Below are 15989 nucleotides of genomic sequence, written 5' to 3' on the forward strand. Positions count from 1 at the left end.
CGGCACTAGCGCGGTGGTCCCACCTGACCCCATGCCGAACTCAGAAGTGAAACGCCGTAGCGCCGATGGTAGTGTGGGGTCTCCCCATGCGAGAGTAGGGAACTGCCAGGCATCAAACAAAAGCAAAGGCCCCGTACGAAAGTACGGGGCCTTTGCTTTTGTTGTTATCATGCTCTCTGCTCGAGAAGAGAGCAGGACAAAAGGCGTGGCTTACGCCTGACAGATCGATGGTCTATTCCTTACCCTATGGCCGTATAGCAAAAACATCTAACGATATTCCTTAAAGTTGAAGATTTTTCACCTTGATGATACTGCTATCGACTTTCTGACATAAAAACGTTATCTTCAGGCATCTAGAAGTCTAAACGTATAAATGGATGTAGTGAGGAAGTTGTTATGCCTATTCGGGTTCCTGATGAGTTACCGGCCGTGAATTTTCTGCGGAACGAAAATGTCTTTGTTATGACTTCTTCACGCGCAAAAATACAGGAAATTCGTCCTCTAAAGGTACTGATCCTGAATCTGATGCCAAAGAAGATCGAGACTGAAAATCAGTTTTTGCGTCTGCTTTCCAACTCTCCTCTGCAAATCGATGTGCAGTTACTGCGTATTGACAGCCGTGAGTCAAAAAATACGCCTGCTGAACATTTGAATAACTTCTACTGTGACTTTGAAGATATCCAGAATGACAATTTTGATGGTCTGATTGTTACCGGGGCCCCCCTCGGTCTGGTTGATTTCTGTGATGTCGCTTACTGGCCACAAATTGAACGCGTGGTCAATTGGGCGAGAGAACACGTCACATCAACCCTATTTGTTTGCTGGGCTGTGCAGGCTGCACTAAAAGTACTTTACGGAACATCCAAAATGACGCGCGATATTAAACTATCCGGCGTCTATCATCATAATGTATTACAGCCTCTGGCATTGTTGACCCGCGGATTTGATGAGAGCTTTTTAGCCCCACATTCGCGCTATGCAGATTTTCCTGTAGAAGAACTGCGTAAGTATACCGATCTCAATATTCTGGCGGAATCTGAAGAAGCAGGCGCCTATCTGTTCGCTACAAAAGACAAGCGGATGGCTTTTGTTACAGGTCATCCGGAGTATGATGCAAACACATTGGCCGATGAGTATATGCGCGATCGCGATGCCGGGCTATCACCAGATATGCCTTTCAACTACTTCCCCCAAGATAACAGCGAGTTATTACCGAAGGCGACATGGCGTAGTCACGGACATCTGTTATTTACTAACTGGCTGAATTACTACGTTTATCAGATCACGCCATTTGACTTACGGCACATGAATCCAAGCTTCGAGTAATTGTCTTATCTAGCGGGTGATCTTATGGATCGTCCGCCAAAGTATTGTCATAATCCTGCGTGGACCTCCTCAATACCTCCTGACAAATCCCTCCTCTCCTTTTAAAAATGAAAACCTATCTTATTTCTGAAAAAATTTTTTTAAATATATCCATATGATTAATATAATTAAAAAATTATTTTTAAAATAAAATGGAAATCGTTTTTGATTTTATCATTTTATTGGTTACGCTTAGATCTTATGGAAGCTTATGTTTAGGTGAAGATCCTTTAAATAAAATGGTCTTTAGCCCCTAACCATCAGCAGCCAGTAATGAGCTAGCCGGAAGTTTATTATTCTGGTTTATAAGAGAGATAAGTCAGGAGAGTACCGATGAATCAGCAAGTAACTCGCTCCATACTGAATTTTACGCGCACCTTTACTGATAAAGAGTCCCAAATATTAACCGATGGTGCTGTTGATTTTCTCGCAGAGCTGGTAAGTCAATTTACCGGTGCTCGCAATAAGCTGTTGCAGGAAAGAAGAGTTGTTCAGCAGCGTATTGATGATGGCTATTTGCCGGATTTTATTTCGGAAACCACTTCCATTAAAGATAAAGTTTGGAGCATCCGCGGTATACCCGCAGATCTCCAGGATCGCCGGGTTGAAATCACCGGGCCGGTAGAGAGGAAAATGGTGATCAATGCGCTCAATGCTAACGTGAAGGTATTCATGGCTGATTTTGAGGATTCGCTCTCTCCAGACTGGAATAAAGTCATCGAGGGCCAGATCAATCTGCGTGATGCCGTCAATGGAACCATCAGTTACACCAATGAATCAGGCAAGATTTATCAGTTAAACCCGGCCCCCGCGGTACTGGTGTGCCGGGTTCGTGGTCTCCATTTGCCAGAAAAACATGTGCAATGGAAAGGGGAAGCGATACCTGGTGGCCTGTTTGATTTCGCGCTCTATTTTTTCCATAACTACCGCGCACTGTTGGAAAAGGGTAGCGGTCCTTATTTTTACCTGCCTAAAACCCAGTCATATCAGGAAGCTGCTTGGTGGAGCCAGGTATTCAGTTTTGCGGAAGATTATGTCGAACTGCCTCGCGGAACCATCAAAGCCACAGTGCTGATTGAAACTCTGCCTGCTGTCTTTCAGATGGACGAAATTCTCTACCATTTGCGCGATCACATCGTCGGCCTGAACTGCGGGCGTTGGGATTATATTTTTAGCTATATCAAGACTCTTAAGAATCACGCTGACCGCGTATTGCCTGACCGCCAGGCGGTTACGATGACGCAGCCGTTCCTTAGTGCTTATTCTCGTCTGTTAATCAAAACTTGTCATCGCCGCGGTGCTCTGGCGATGGGGGGCATGGCGGCTTTTATCCCCAGCAAAGAAACCGAACGTAATCAGTGGGTGCTCAATAAAGTCAAAGCAGACAAAGAACTTGAAGCGGCCAACGGCCACGACGGAACCTGGATAGCACACCCCGGCCTCGCTGATACCGTAATGGCTGTTTTCAATCAAGCATTAGGCGAGCAGAAAAATCAGCTCAATGTATTACGCCAGGAAGATGCCCCTGTTACCGCGAGTCAACTGCTCGAACCCTGTCATGGGGAGCGTACTGAAGAGGGCATGCGTGCGAATATTCGCGTTGCGTTGCAATACATTGAGGCTTGGATCTCCGGCAATGGTTGCGTGCCGATTTATGGACTGATGGAAGATGCCGCTACCGCTGAGATCTCCCGTACATCCATCTGGCAGTGGATCCACCACGGCAAAACTCTCAGCGATGGTCAGCCGGTCACTAAAGCACTCTTTCGTCAGATGTTGTGTGAGGAGATGCAGATTATTCAACAGGAGCTGGGTGAGCAGCGCTTCAGCATAGGCCGGTTTGATGAAGCCGCAGCCTTAATGGAGCGCATCACCACACAGGATGAGCTGATCGATTTCCTCACGCTGCCAGGCTATGCCTTATTGGCCTGATCTCGTCTTACCCTACAAACACCAAACCCATAATATTAAGAACAGGAAACCGCGCCATGAAAAACTCTCGTACTCAGCAAATTCAGCAGCTTGAAGATATTTGGTCACAGCAACGCTGGCAGGGTATCACCCGCCCTTATAGTGCTGCCGAGGTAGTAAACCTGCGTGGCTCGGTCAATCCCGAATGCACTCTGGCACAACATGGCGCGAAACGTTTATGGAATTTGTTGCACGGGTCATCGCGTAAAGGTTACGTGAATTGTCTCGGCGCTTTGACGGGTGGGCAGGCGCTACAGCAGGCTAAAGCAGGTATAGAAGCTATTTATCTTTCAGGCTGGCAGGTGGCAGCAGATGCCAATACAGCTTCCAGCATGTATCCGGACCAATCACTCTATCCGGTGAATTCGGTTCCGGAAGTCGTAGCGCGCATTAATAATACTTTCCGCCGGGCTGACCAGATCCAGTGGTCAAACAGCATTGAGCCTGGGCAGGCAGGCTATACCGACTACTTTCTCCCGATTGTTGCCGATGCAGAGGCGGGATTCGGCGGTGTACTCAATTCTTTTGAGCTGATGAAATCAATGATTGAAGCTGGGGCGGCGGCGGTGCACTTCGAAGACCAGCTTGCCGCAGTAAAAAAATGCGGTCACATGGGAGGAAAAGTGCTGGTGCCTACCCAGGAGGCGGTCCATAAACTGGTTTCTGCCCGTTTGGCGGCTGATGTCTTAGGTGTACCGACCCTGCTGGTTGCCCGTACCGATGCTGATGCTGCCGACTTACTGACTTCCGACTGCGACCCGTATGACAGCGCATTTATTACCGGCGAACGTACACATGAAGGTTTCTACCGCACTTATGCAGGAATAGAGCAGGCGATCAGCCGCGGATTGGCATATGCGCCTTATGCTGACATTGTATGGTGCGAAACCTCCACTCCGGATCTGCTCCTGGCTCAGCGTTTTGCAGACGCTATTCATGCCAAATTCCCAGGCAAACTGCTGGCCTATAACTGCTCACCATCCTTTAACTGGAAAAAAAATCTTGATGATAAAACTATCGCCAGTTTCCAGGAGCAGCTTGCCGCGATGGGTTATCAATATCAGTTCATTACCCTGGCTGGCATTCACAGTATGTGGTTCAACATGTTCGATCTGGCGTATGCCTATGCTCAGGGGGAAGGTATGAAACATTACGTTGAAAAAGTACAGGAGCCCGAGTTTGCCGCCATCGGACGCGGTTATACCTTTGCTTCTCACCAGCAGGAGGTTGGAACCGGATATTTTGATAAAGTCACTAACATTATTCAGGGCGGTCGCTCATCCGTGACGGCATTAACAGGCTCTACCGAGGAGCAACAATTCGGCGTTTGATCTCCGCAGGTCCGGCATTCGCGGGCCTGCTTCCCGTTTAGGAGCGCACCCTATGCGTATTGAACTGTTGATTGCTCAGACTATTTTGCAAGGGTTTGATGCCCAGTACGGACGCTTTCTGGAGGTCACCTCAGGCGCTCAACATCGATTTGAACAGGCGGACTGGGTAGCCGTGCAAACGGCGATGAAACAGCGGATCCACCTGTACGATCATCATGTAGGGTTGGTCGTCGCCCAGCTCAAATGTATCACCGGCCCCCATTTCTATGACGCAGACTTTCTGGCAACGGTTAAGCTCTGCTACAGCGAGCTGTTACCTGATTATCCAAGGGCGGAAATTGCCGAAAGTTTTTTTAACTCCGTTTATTGCCGTATTTTTAAACACCGTGACTTAGTCACCGAAAAACTGTTTATTTTCAGTGAACAAACGGGCTGCAATCGCAACATATTTCCCCGCCCGCTTTTTCGCCGATATGAAGGGCAGGGCAATCTTCCTGATCTTATTAAAATGTTGCTGGCAGACCTTCCGCTGCGGCTTGAATGGGAGAACAGTGAACGTGATGCTCGCTACATCAGTCACACTTTGCATGCCATTGCCACATCCGAACAGCTCGCCACGACCATTTTTGACGTTGCCACCGAACTTTTTTATCGTAATAAGGCGGCCTGGCTGGTCGGTAAAGTTCGTATTGCCGGGCAGGTACTACCTTTCCTTTTACCCATCCACCGCAGCCTAAATGGTCAGCTGTTTGTTGATGCCTGTCTGACTGACTGCAATGATGCCAGTATCGTGTTCGGTTTTGCCCGCTCCTACTTTATGGTTTATGCACCCCAGCCCGGTGCGTTAGTGGAGTGGCTTCGTGAGATCCTGCCCGGTAAAACGACAGCGGAACTATACAGCGCCATAGGTTGCCAGAAGCATGCAAAAACAGAGTGTTACCGCGAGCACCTGTGTTTTATAGCGCAAAATGACCAGCAATTTATTATCGCCCCTGGCGTTAAAGGAATGGTGATGCTGGTCTTCACTTTGCCCGGCAGTGACCGCGTTTTTAAAGTGATTAAAGATCACTTCGCCCCGCCAAAAGAGGTGACGGAGGCGCAGGTGATGGCTTGTTACCAACTGGTCAAAGAACATGACAGAGTAGGACGTATGGCCGATACCCAGGAATTCGAGTACTTCAGTCTGGCCAAGAACAATATCAGCGCAGAGTTGATGGCAGAATTCATGCGTGAAATTCCCAGTAAAATTGAACATGTTGGTGACAGTATTATTATTCGCCACTTGTACATCGAACGTCGCATGACACCGCTGAATATTTATCTGGAACAAGCCAGCGACCAGCAACTGCATGACGTGATTGAAGAGTATGGCAACGCGATAAAGCAACTGGCAGCAGCCAATATTTTCCCCGGTGATATGTTATTTAAAAACTTCGGTGTCACCCGTCACGGGCGTGTGGTGTTTTATGACTACGACGAAATTTGTTACATGACTGAGGTGAATTTTCGCCATATCCCTGCGTCGCGCTATCCAGAAGATGAACTGGCAAGCGAACCCTGGTACAGCATCTCCTCAAACGATGTATTCCCTGAGGAGTTCCGCTATTTTCTCTGCAGTGATAAACGGCTTAAACTTTTATTTGAAAAACTGCATGGCGATCTATTTGAAGCCAGTTACTGGCAGACAGTGCAGCGGCGCATCCTCGGTGGCCACGTCGAAGATGTCTACGCTTATCGCCGTAGGCAACGTTTCAGCCTGCGGCTTGATGAGCGTCCACCGGTTGATGCGGCTTTCACTCAGAAGTAATTACCCCTATTCGCTAATTTTTACCACCGCCATATGCCTGTGTGATCTCTTTGGCTGCATGGATAACCAATGCGCCTAATTCAGTCACTCTGTCATCTGTGATACGGGAAATCGGGCCTGAAATCGAGATCGCAGCATAGGCATCGTTATGTTCGTCATAGATGCATGTCGCGATACAGCGTAATCCTAGCGCATGCTCTTCATCATCAAATGCATAGCCTCGTTTACGCGTGTCCGCCAGTTCCTGTTTCAGGTTTACCGGTGAGGTTTTGGTCAGCGGCGTATAGCTGTGCAAACCAATTTTATGCAACAGCTTCACCAGCCGCTCATCCGGCAGCGTGGATAAAAACGCTTTCCCCGCGCCCGACGCGTGCATCGGTAACTTGCCGCCAATCGGCGCGGACATCCGCATCAGCGCATTACATTGCACCTGATCAATGATGATCGCCTGATAATCGCTGTGATCCAGTACCGCCAGATTAACCGTTTCACCTGATTCCTCCATCAAACGCCGCAACATTGGGTGCACCATTGCAAGCAGATTGCGGCTTTGCAGGAAGCTGCTGCCCACGACGAAAGCATGCGAACCAATAGTCCATAAACCTAAATCTCCCACCTGACGAACAAAACCCTGCTGCTGCATGGTGCTCAGCAAGCGGTGCGTGGTTGAATTGGGCAGGCCTGCCTGTTGCGCCAAATCGGTCAGTGCGACGCTGCCCTGTGCTTCAGCGATGTACTCTAATAATTTCAGACCACGGGTCAGGGACTGCACCTGTCCGGTGGCTGCGCTGCCAGGAGTGGCAGCGGCTTTGGTTTTCTTAACGCGTTTGGCCGGGATTGAAGTGGACGTTGGCATGGGCCTTTCCTATTAAGATGCGCGAATTAGCGACGAATAAAAGTTTTTTTGGAATTCATTTTCATTTTTACAGTATGGATCGCAACTGGTCTTTTCGCTCATCCGATGTGTTGCATTCAGACTGCGGGATGTATTCCCGAATTGAAAAAGTCTCACGTTGGCCTGAGCTTTCGGCGAAGCAAGGTATGCTAGGATGTTGACCATGATTTCCGGCTTGTGTTTTGGGTTTGCCGGTGGTGAGAGACAGGTGAAGAGGTGAGAGTGACGAATCAAGTTGAGGCGCTGCGTAAGCAGCTAGCACAGCGCATTTTGGTACTGGACGGTGGCATGGGCACCATGATCCAAAGCTATCATCTGCAAGAAGAGGACTACCGCGGCGAGCGTTTTGCCAATTGGGAAAGCGATCTCAAAGGTAATAACGATCTTCTGGTGCTGACTAAACCTGAAGTTATCACCGCGATCCACTATGGCTATCTGGAAGCCGGTGCCGATATCCTTGAAACTAATACCTTCAACTCCACCACCATTTCTATGGCGGATTACCATATGGAGTCGCTGTCGGCCGAAATTAACTACGAAGCTGCGCGGCTGGCACGTATTTGCGCCGATGAATGGACCGTCCGCACGCCGGATAAACCACGTTATGTTGCAGGCGTGCTTGGTCCGACGAACCGCACGGCGTCGATCTCCCCAGATGTAAACGATCCCGCCTACCGAAACGTCTCTTTTGATCAGCTAGTTGAAGCGTATCGTGAATCGACGCGTGCCTTGATTGAAGGCGGTGCTGACCTAATCATGATTGAAACTATCTTCGACACCTTGAATGCGAAAGCTGCCACATTTGCGGTAGAGACCGAGTTTGAGGCCATGGGCGTGGTTTTGCCGGTCATGATCTCAGGCACAATCACTGATGCCTCAGGCCGTACGCTTTCGGGGCAAACTACCGAAGCTTTTTATAACTCTCTGCGTCATGTTAAACCACTCACTTTCGGCCTGAACTGTGCCCTGGGGCCAGACGAGCTGCGTCAATATGTGGCTGAGCTTTCTCGCATTGCCGAATGTTATGTTACCGCACACCCCAATGCTGGCTTGCCGAATGCCTTTGGGGAGTATGACCTCGATGCTAAAGAGATGGCGGAACATATTGGAGAATGGGCGCGTTCCGGCTTTCTGAATATTGTGGGAGGCTGTTGTGGTTCGACGCCCGCACACATTGCTGCGATAGTAAAAATAGTTGAGGGTGTAGCCCCTCGCGCGTTGCCGGACATTCCCGTTGCCTGTCGTTTGGCGGGCCTTGAACCATTAACGATTGATGCTCAAACCTTGTTCGTGAACGTGGGTGAACGTACTAATGTCACCGGTTCTGCCCGGTTTAAACGGCTGATTAAAGAAGAAAAATATATTGAAGCTCTTGCTGTTGCGCGCCAGCAGGTAGAAAGCGGTGCACAAATCATCGATATCAACATGGATGAAGGCATGCTTGATGCCGAGGCTGCAATGGTGAGGTTTCTTAATCTGATTGCCGGTGAGCCTGATATTGCCCGTGTGCCTATCATGATTGACTCCTCTAAATGGGACGTCATTGAAAAAGGGCTGAAATGCATTCAGGGCAAAGGCATCGTTAACTCTATTTCAATGAAAGAGGGCGAGGAGGCCTTCCTTAGACAGGCCCGTAAAGTTCGTCGTTATGGCGCCGCTATGGTCGTGATGGCTTTTGATGAGAATGGTCAGGCTGATACGCGTGCGCGCAAAATTGAAATTTGTCGCCGTGCCTACAAATTGCTGACAGAAGAGGTGGGGTTTCCACCGGAAGATATTATCTTCGACCCCAATATTTTCGCCGTGGCGACGGGCATTGAAGAGCACAACAACTATGCAGTAGATTTCATTGAGGCCTGTGCTGATATTAAATCTGAGCTGCCGCATGCGCTGATTTCCGGCGGCGTCTCCAACGTCTCATTCTCTTTCCGTGGTAACGATCCGGTACGCGAAGCTATCCACGCCGTGTTTCTCTACTACGCGATCCGCAGCGGCATGGATATGGGTATCGTTAACGCGGGTCAGTTGGCCATTTACGACGATCTTTCCGCAGAACTGCGCGATGCCGTTGAAGATGTGATCCTCAACCGTCGTGATGATGGCACTGAGCGTCTGCTGGATATTGCGGAAAAATACCGTGGCAGCAAAGACGACGGCGAAGCCAATAAACAGCAGGCAGAATGGCGTGGTTGGGACGTACGCAAGCGTCTGCAATATTCGTTGGTGAAGGGGATCACCGAATTTATCGAATTGGACACCGAAGAGGCACGCCAGCTTTCGGCGCGCCCAATCGAAGTCATTGAAGGTCCACTGATGGACGGTATGAACGTCGTCGGTGACCTGTTTAGCGAGGGCAAAATGTTCCTGCCGCAGGTGGTGAAATCAGCCCGTGTGATGAAGCAGGCGGTGGCCTATCTTGAACCCTACATTGAGGCCAGCAAAGAGAAAGGGAAAACCAACGGTAAAATCCTGCTGGCGACGGTGAAGGGTGACGTACATGACATCGGTAAAAATATTGTAGGCGTCGTGTTGCAGTGTAATAACTACGAAATTATCGATCTCGGCGTTATGGTACCCACTGATAAGATTCTTAAAACCGCGATTGAAGAAAAGGTCGATATTATCGGGCTGTCGGGTCTGATAACGCCGTCCCTTGACGAAATGGTGAACGTTGCCAAAGAGATGCAACGACGTGGTTTCACCATCCCGCTGTTGATTGGTGGTGCCACCACCTCCAAGGCACATACGGCAGTCAAAATAGAGCAAAACTATAGCGGCTCTACGACCTACGTGCAGAATGCTTCGCGCTCAGTCGGTGTGGTCTCAGCGCTGCTGTCGGATGCCAAGCGAGATGCGTTCGTCGAGCGTACCCGCAAAGAGTATGAAACTGTGCGTATTCAGCATGCGCGCAAGAAACCCCGTACCCCGCCTGTCAGCCTCGACGTAGCCCGCGACAATGCCACCACCATCGACTGGGATAGCTATACGCCACCTGCCGCACATCGTTTGGGTATACAGCAAGTGGAAGCCAGTATCGAAACGCTGCGTAACTATATCGACTGGACACCTTTCTTTATGACCTGGTCATTGGCCGGGAAATATCCACGAATTCTGGAAGATGAAGTGGTCGGTGAAGAGGCAAAACGTTTGTTTCAGGATGCCAACGATCTGCTCGACAAACTCGCCAATGAAAAACTGCTGAATCCACGTGGTGTTGTAGGATTGTTCCCTGCGAACCGCGTTGGGGACGACATCGAGATCTACAGTGATGAGCGACGTAATGAGGTGCTGGTGGTCAGCCACCATCTGCGTCAGCAAACGGAAAAAACCGATTTCGCCAATTACTGCTTGGCTGATTTTGTGGCGCCTAAATCCAGCGGTAAAAAAGATTACATGGGTGCTTTTGCGGTAACCGGCGGTCTTGAAGAGGATGCCTTAGCCGAGGCTTATGACAAGCAGCATGATGACTACAACAAAATCATGATCAAGGCCCTGTCTGATCGTTTGGCCGAAGCTTTTGCCGAATATCTTCATGAGCGTGTACGCAAGGTGTATTGGGGCTTTGCTGCTAATGAAAACTTGAGTAACGCCGAGCTTATCCGTGAAAACTATCAAGGTATTCGCCCTGCACCCGGCTATCCGGCCTGCCCGGAACATACGGAGAAAGGCCAGATCTGGAAATTACTTGATGTGGAAAATAACACGGGTATGCAACTGACAGAATCGTTCGCAATGTGGCCGGGGGCGGCAGTTTCCGGCTGGTATTTCAGCCATCCTGACAGTAAATATTTCGCTGTAGCGCAAATTCAGCGGGACCAGGTTGAGGACTATGCGGCTCGTAAAAATATGCCAATAGCTGAAGTTGAACGCTGGCTGTCACCCAACCTTGGCTATGATGCTGACTAAAAATACCCTTCATCCTTCGAACTGATTCGGCGTTGGCTGCCAAAATCCCCCCCAGTCACTTACTTATGTAAGCTCCCGGAGGGAATTCCGTTGCCGCGTTACTCGGCCATTTTCAATGGTCTTGCCCCTAAAGGAGCCGCTGCAAGCAGCGTTCAAAACCAGCTTGCAGCAAGTTTTGTTATTCATCTTGAATGATTGTGGGTATCTGTCTATGCCCCTTACTTTTTCACTCAATTCACCTCCACATCAATCTGCAACGCGTCATAGCGCCAATATTCCAGGTCACAATCAATAACCCGATCGTGTTGGTCGCGGTTGGTTCGAGTGATAAAAAGAGCCGGGCTGCCCGGTGCGATTTTCAACGCAAAGGAGGCTTGCTCAGGCAGGCGCGTCGGCACCATATCGAAACGTACTCGTCCATAGTTCACGCTGTACTGAGCGGAATAAAGATCGGTCAGAGATTGGGTCAGGTCAGCATTGAGGATGTTTGGAAAGAATTGCGGATTGAGGTAGTGCTCAACATACAGCACCGGTCGTCCGTCGATGTAGCGTAAACGGCGGATGCAATAAACCTCGCTTTTTAAGGGTAAAACAAGCTTGCAGCACACGGCATCGCTGGCTTTCAGCGCCTTTGCATCAATAACTTCCGTCCGGGCACTGCGCCCCTGTTCACGCGCCATAGCATGAAAATGGCTGCGCTGTAGCGGGTTATAGACAATGCGGGGCGGAGAAATAAACCAGCCACGCCGCACTTCGCGATAAATCAAACCCTGTCCTTCAAGCTGGCTCAACGCTTCCCGCAGAGTGATACGGGTGGTGGAGAAGTGTTCACTCAGATCGCGTTCCGAAGGCAGACGTCCTTCGGCAGAAAAAGCGCCAGCAGCAATTTTTTCGCTCAGTGTCAGGCAAATCACAGCCACGGTTGTTAAGGCTTCGCTCATGGGTACAGGTCTCATCACAGTGCATTTCTGCACCACCAGGGTGATCTTGTGCTGAATTTGTGTGCGCTTGTTAACAGCGTTCAGTTTAAAAGTGCTGGTTTTTCGCACTGTAATATAATTATCACAATTGGCCGCTAGATTGGCTTGGTTCTTGCTGGACTAGACCAGCACTCTCACACACTACCATCTGGAGCATCCGTTATGAAACAGTTGTTCGCTTCTGTATTTACCAGCGCGCTCGTTCTTTCGACCTCAGTGGTTTTTGCTGCTGAGCCTCCTGCTGAACTTCTCAAGGCTGCACAAGCTGAAGGAACGGTTAACAGTGTCGGTATGCCTGATGACTGGGCTAACTGGAAAGGTACCTGGAGTGATCTGAGCACTAAGTACGGCCTGAAACACAGTGACACAGACATGAGTTCGGCGCAGGAAATCGCGAAATTCCTGGCTGAAAAAGACAACGCCAGCGCCGATATCGGCGACGTGGGTGCCGCGTTCGGGCCGGTCGCAGTGCAAAAGGGCGTGACGCAGGCCTATAAACCAACGACCTGGGATCAAGTGCCGGACTGGGCGAAAGATAAAGACGGTATGTGGGCACTCGCTTACACCGGAACCATTGCGTTCATTATCGATAAGTCTCAGGTGAAGGATGAACCCCACAGCTGGGCTGATCTGCTGAAAAGCAACTACAAAGTGACCATCGGTGACGTTGGTACTGCTGCGCAGGCGGCAAATGGCGTATTGGCTGCAACGTATGCCATGGGGGGGAATGAAAAAAATCTGAAACCTGGTCTGGAATACTTCGGCAAGCTGGCAAAAGCAGGGCGTTTAAGCCTGACTGACCCGGTAATTGCTTCTCTGGAAAAAGGCGAAGTGCAGGTTGGCGTTGTCTGGGATTTCAATGGATTGAGCTATCGTGACAAGATCGACAAAACCCGCTTTGACGTGGTCATCCCATCAGATGGCACCATCACCTCAGGCTACACCACTATTATCAATAAATTCGCAAAACACCCTAATGCCGCGAAGCTGGCTCGTGAGTATATCTTCTCCGATGCCGGTCAGATAAATCTCGCTCGTGGTTATGCTCGCCCAATCCGGGCCGATCACATCACTTTGCCTGACGATGTGAAAGCCAAACTGTTGCCATCCAGCGAATACAAAAACGCTCACCCGATTGCTGACACCGCAGCGTGGGATAAGAGCGCTAAAACACTGCCGCGTCTGTGGCAGGAAAACGTCATGATTAACATGCAGCAATAACAACTAAAATTAAGTCATAAAGGCAAAGCGTTGATGAAAAGCATTCTGGTGGTACTGGACGGTCTGAACTATCAGGTCGCCCGTGATGCAATGGGATATTTACAGGCACAGTGCGCTGCTGGACGCGGCCGTTTGTATCAACTGGAATGCGCATTGCCTTCGCTGTCTCGGCCTTTGTACGAATGCATTCTCACCGGTATCACGCCGGTTGAGAGTGGCATCGTGCACAACCAGGTTGACCGACTCTCAACGCAGCGCAGCATCTTTCATTACGCCCGGGATGCTGGGCTTTCCACCGCCGCAGCGGCTTATCACTGGGTCAGTGAGCTGTATAACAGTACGCCGTTTGACCCGCCGCGCGACCGCCATACCAGTGATGAAACGCTGGCGATCCAGCACGGGCATTTCTATTACGATGACAGCTATCCCGATTCGCACCTGTTTGATGACGCCGAGAGTTTGCGCCGTCGCCATGACCCGCATTTTTTGCTGATCCACTCGATGAATATCGACGATGCGGGCCACAAGTTCGGTCTCTCTACGCCACAGTATCGTAACAAAGCTCGCGTAGCCGACGGTATCCTGTCGCACTATTTAGGCGACTGGCTCTCTGTGGGTTATCAGGTCATTGTTACCGCCGATCACGGAATGAATGATGACTGCAGTCACGGCGGTATCTTGTCAGAAGAGCGTCTTGTCCCGCTGTTTGTCTTTGGCTCAGCCTTCAGCTTGCAAGCAGCTGAACCGCTGCAAACTGAGCTATGCGGCACGCTGTGCCAATTGCTGAATATTGCCCACGATAAACCGCACTGCGCGGAATTGCTGGCCTGAACCACGCCACTTTTTGAGGAGTGCCGATGAAAGCGAAGTGGATAGCCGCGTTATTCATGCTGCCGTTTGCAGTGTTTTTTATTGTTTTTCAGCTGGCCCCGCTGATTTGGGTGGCGATCAGCAGTTTTTACAGTGACACCTACGAAGCCTGGGGATGGGGAAATTACAGCGATATCCTCACTTCGCCCTTCTATTTACAAGCGATGCGCTTCTCGCTCGATATTTCGGTTTGGTCGAGTTTATTGGGGTTGTTGATTGCGTTAGTGAGCAGTTACTCACTTCGTCAACTTGGCCCGACAAAGCTGCATGATTTTGTGATGTCGTTTACCAATATGACCAGCAACTTCGCGGGTGTCCCGCTGGCGTTTGCCTTCGTGATTTTACTCGGGCTGAACGGCTGTCTGACGCTGTTACTGAAGAAATATGGGCTGATGGAAAGCTTCAATCTGTATTCGAAAGACGGGCTGATTGTGCTTTACACCTATTTCCAGATCCCACTCGGCGTGCTGTTACTCTACCCGGCCTTTGACGCGCTTCGTGAAGATTGGCGCGAGTCGGCGGCGCTGCTCGGCGCCGGGCGCTGGCGTTACTGGCGGTATATTGGTTTGCCGGTATTGTTTCCTGCGTTGATGGGGACGTTTGTCATTCTGCTGGCCAATGCACTCGGGGCTTATGCCACGGTGTACGCCTTGACTACCGGTAACTTCAACGTGGTGCCCGTGCGGATTGCCGCATTGGTGTCGGGTGATATTTCGCTCGATCCGAACATGGGCAGCGCGCTGGCGATGCTGCTGGTGGTGCTCATGGCCTTTATCACGCTGATACATCAGTGGCTTTTACGCAGGAGCTATCTGAATGTGCGCTGAAAAATTGGTTGATTGCCGGGAGGAGTTTCATGTCACGCGCTGAAGGTCTATATCATCGTCTGATTGTCTGGATATTAATGATTATCCTACTGTTACCGCTGGCGGCCACGTTGGTTTATGCGTTAGTGAACGAGTGGGGAGCGACCATTTTACCCAGCGGATTCACCTTGAAATGGATGACTGCGTTGTGGAGCGATCCGCGTTTTCTGGTTGCACTGGGTCATTCGCTGTTGATCTGTTTGGGCACGCTGCTGCTGTCGCTGGTTTTGATTTTGCCGCTGATGTTTGTGATCGCTTACTACTTCCCCAGACTTGATGCGCTGATGAATGTGCTGATCTTGTTGCCGTTTGCCGTGCCGCCTGTGGTCTCCTCTGTCGGTCTGATGTCACTCTATTCGTCAGGACCGCTGGCGCTGACCGGTACGCCGTGGATCCTCATCGGCTGTTATTTTACTATCGCGCTGCCGTTTATCTACCGGGCCATCTCCAACAACATGCAGGCGATTCATTTGCGTGACCTGATGGACGCTGCACACCTGCTCGGTGCCAGTACCTGGAAAGCTGCTTTGCTGGTGGTTTTGCCAAATTTGCGTAAGGGGATGACGATCGCTGTGCTGTTGTCGTTCTCATTCTTAATTGGCGAGTTTGTGTTCGCGAATCTGTTGGCGGGCAGCCGCTATGAAACGTTGCAGGTTTATCTTTACAACATGCGCAACGGCAGCGGTCATTTCACCAGTGCCCTGGTTATCTCCTATTTCGTGGTTGTCCTGGCATTTACTTGGGTAGCTAACGTGCTGAATAAAGGAAAGAGCTGAT

General features: G+C 50.2%; 11 protein-coding genes and 1 rRNA gene. 10 read left to right on the forward strand and 2 right to left on the reverse strand.

All coding sequences use genetic code 11. The annotated features are described in order from the left end of the window. The 5 genes from rrf to aceK form a co-directional block, all read left to right on the forward strand. Nucleotides 1–111, forward strand: a 5S ribosomal RNA gene (gene rrf, locus ACMV8I_RS12400); the annotation flags it as partial. A 285-nt stretch (nt 112–396) separates the two neighbouring features. Next, on the forward strand, nt 397–1326 hold the full coding sequence (gene metA / locus ACMV8I_RS12405) for a homoserine O-succinyltransferase MetA (RefSeq protein ID WP_498865525.1): 930 nt from the start codon (nt 397–399) through the stop codon (nt 1324–1326). Nucleotides 1327–1698: 372 nt separating this feature from the next. Further along, nucleotides 1699–3297 carry a malate synthase A gene (aceB, locus tag ACMV8I_RS12410; RefSeq protein ID WP_498865526.1) on the forward strand — a complete coding sequence of 533 codons (1599 nt, stop codon included), beginning with the start codon at nt 1699–1701 and terminating at the stop codon, nt 3295–3297. 56 nt (nt 3298–3353) lie between these two features. Beyond that, entirely contained in the window at nt 3354–4667 is a 1314-nt protein-coding gene (gene aceA, locus ACMV8I_RS12415; RefSeq protein WP_498865527.1) for an isocitrate lyase, read from the forward strand. A gap of 52 nt (nt 4668–4719) precedes the next feature. Then, the gene (gene aceK / locus ACMV8I_RS12420) at nt 4720–6474 is read left to right on the forward strand and encodes a bifunctional isocitrate dehydrogenase kinase/phosphatase (protein WP_498865528.1); all 1755 of its coding nucleotides are present in this window, start codon (nt 4720–4722) and stop codon (nt 6472–6474) included. A 13-nt stretch (nt 6475–6487) separates the two neighbouring features. Here the strand turns inward: aceK and iclR are convergent, their stop codons facing one another. Then, entirely contained in the window at nt 6488–7330 is an 843-nt protein-coding gene (gene iclR / locus ACMV8I_RS12425; RefSeq protein WP_498865529.1) for a glyoxylate bypass operon transcriptional repressor IclR, read from the reverse strand. A gap of 261 nt (nt 7331–7591) precedes the next feature. Between iclR and metH the strand changes: the two genes are divergently transcribed. Further along, on the forward strand, nt 7592–11275 hold the full coding sequence (gene metH / locus ACMV8I_RS12430; protein ID WP_498865530.1) for a methionine synthase: 3684 nt from the start codon (nt 7592–7594) through the stop codon (nt 11273–11275). Between the two features lie 230 nt (nt 11276–11505). Here metH and ACMV8I_RS12435 read toward each other — a convergent pair whose 3' ends face one another. Then, nucleotides 11506–12216: a UTRA domain-containing protein gene (locus tag ACMV8I_RS12435; protein WP_498865531.1), complete on the reverse strand. Its 711-nt coding sequence runs from the start codon at nt 12214–12216 to the stop codon at nt 11506–11508. 201 nt (nt 12217–12417) lie between these two features. On the opposite strand from ACMV8I_RS12435, the gene ACMV8I_RS12440 reads away from it, so the two are divergent. The 4 genes from ACMV8I_RS12440 to ACMV8I_RS12455 are packed head-to-tail and all read left to right on the forward strand — an operon-like array spanning nt 12418 to nt 15988. Continuing rightward, a complete protein-coding gene (locus ACMV8I_RS12440) occupies nt 12418–13476 on the forward strand; it encodes an ABC transporter substrate-binding protein (RefSeq protein ID WP_498865532.1) in 1059 nt (352 codons plus the stop codon). A 33-nt stretch (nt 13477–13509) separates the two neighbouring features. Beyond that, nucleotides 13510–14307 (forward strand): alkaline phosphatase family protein, encoded by a 798-nt coding sequence (locus ACMV8I_RS12445; RefSeq protein WP_498865533.1) that lies wholly within the window; start codon nt 13510–13512, stop codon nt 14305–14307. A gap of 26 nt (nt 14308–14333) precedes the next feature. Next, the gene (locus ACMV8I_RS12450) at nt 14334–15173 is read left to right on the forward strand and encodes an ABC transporter permease (protein ID WP_498865534.1); all 840 of its coding nucleotides are present in this window, start codon (nt 14334–14336) and stop codon (nt 15171–15173) included. 29 nt (nt 15174–15202) lie between these two features. After that, complete coding sequence (locus ACMV8I_RS12455) at nt 15203–15988, forward strand: ABC transporter permease (protein WP_498865535.1); 786 nt, start codon at nt 15203–15205, stop codon at nt 15986–15988. Nucleotide 15989 lies beyond the last annotated feature (1 nt).

The organism is Ewingella sp. S1.OA.A_B6, from assembly GCF_049889095.1.
GTDB lineage: Bacteria > Pseudomonadota > Gammaproteobacteria > Enterobacterales > Enterobacteriaceae > Ewingella.

Coding starts and splice junctions, on each gene's coding strand:
- metA (WP_498865525.1), top strand. CDS start 397: ATGCCTATTCGGGTTCCTGATGAGTTACCGGCCGTGAATTTTCTGCGG.
- aceB (WP_498865526.1), top strand. CDS start 1,699: ATGAATCAGCAAGTAACTCGCTCCATACTGAATTTTACGCGCACCTTT.
- aceA (WP_498865527.1), top strand. CDS start 3,354: ATGAAAAACTCTCGTACTCAGCAAATTCAGCAGCTTGAAGATATTTGG.
- aceK (WP_498865528.1), top strand. CDS start 4,720: ATGCGTATTGAACTGTTGATTGCTCAGACTATTTTGCAAGGGTTTGAT.
- iclR (WP_498865529.1), bottom strand. CDS start 7,330: ATGCCAACGTCCACTTCAATCCCGGCCAAACGCGTTAAGAAAACCAAA.
- ACMV8I_RS12435 (WP_498865531.1), bottom strand. CDS start 12,216: ATGAGCGAAGCCTTAACAACCGTGGCTGTGATTTGCCTGACACTGAGC.
- ACMV8I_RS12440 (WP_498865532.1), top strand. CDS start 12,418: ATGAAACAGTTGTTCGCTTCTGTATTTACCAGCGCGCTCGTTCTTTCG.
- ACMV8I_RS12445 (WP_498865533.1), top strand. CDS start 13,510: ATGAAAAGCATTCTGGTGGTACTGGACGGTCTGAACTATCAGGTCGCC.
- ACMV8I_RS12450 (WP_498865534.1), top strand. CDS start 14,334: ATGAAAGCGAAGTGGATAGCCGCGTTATTCATGCTGCCGTTTGCAGTG.
- ACMV8I_RS12455 (WP_498865535.1), top strand. CDS start 15,203: ATGTCACGCGCTGAAGGTCTATATCATCGTCTGATTGTCTGGATATTA.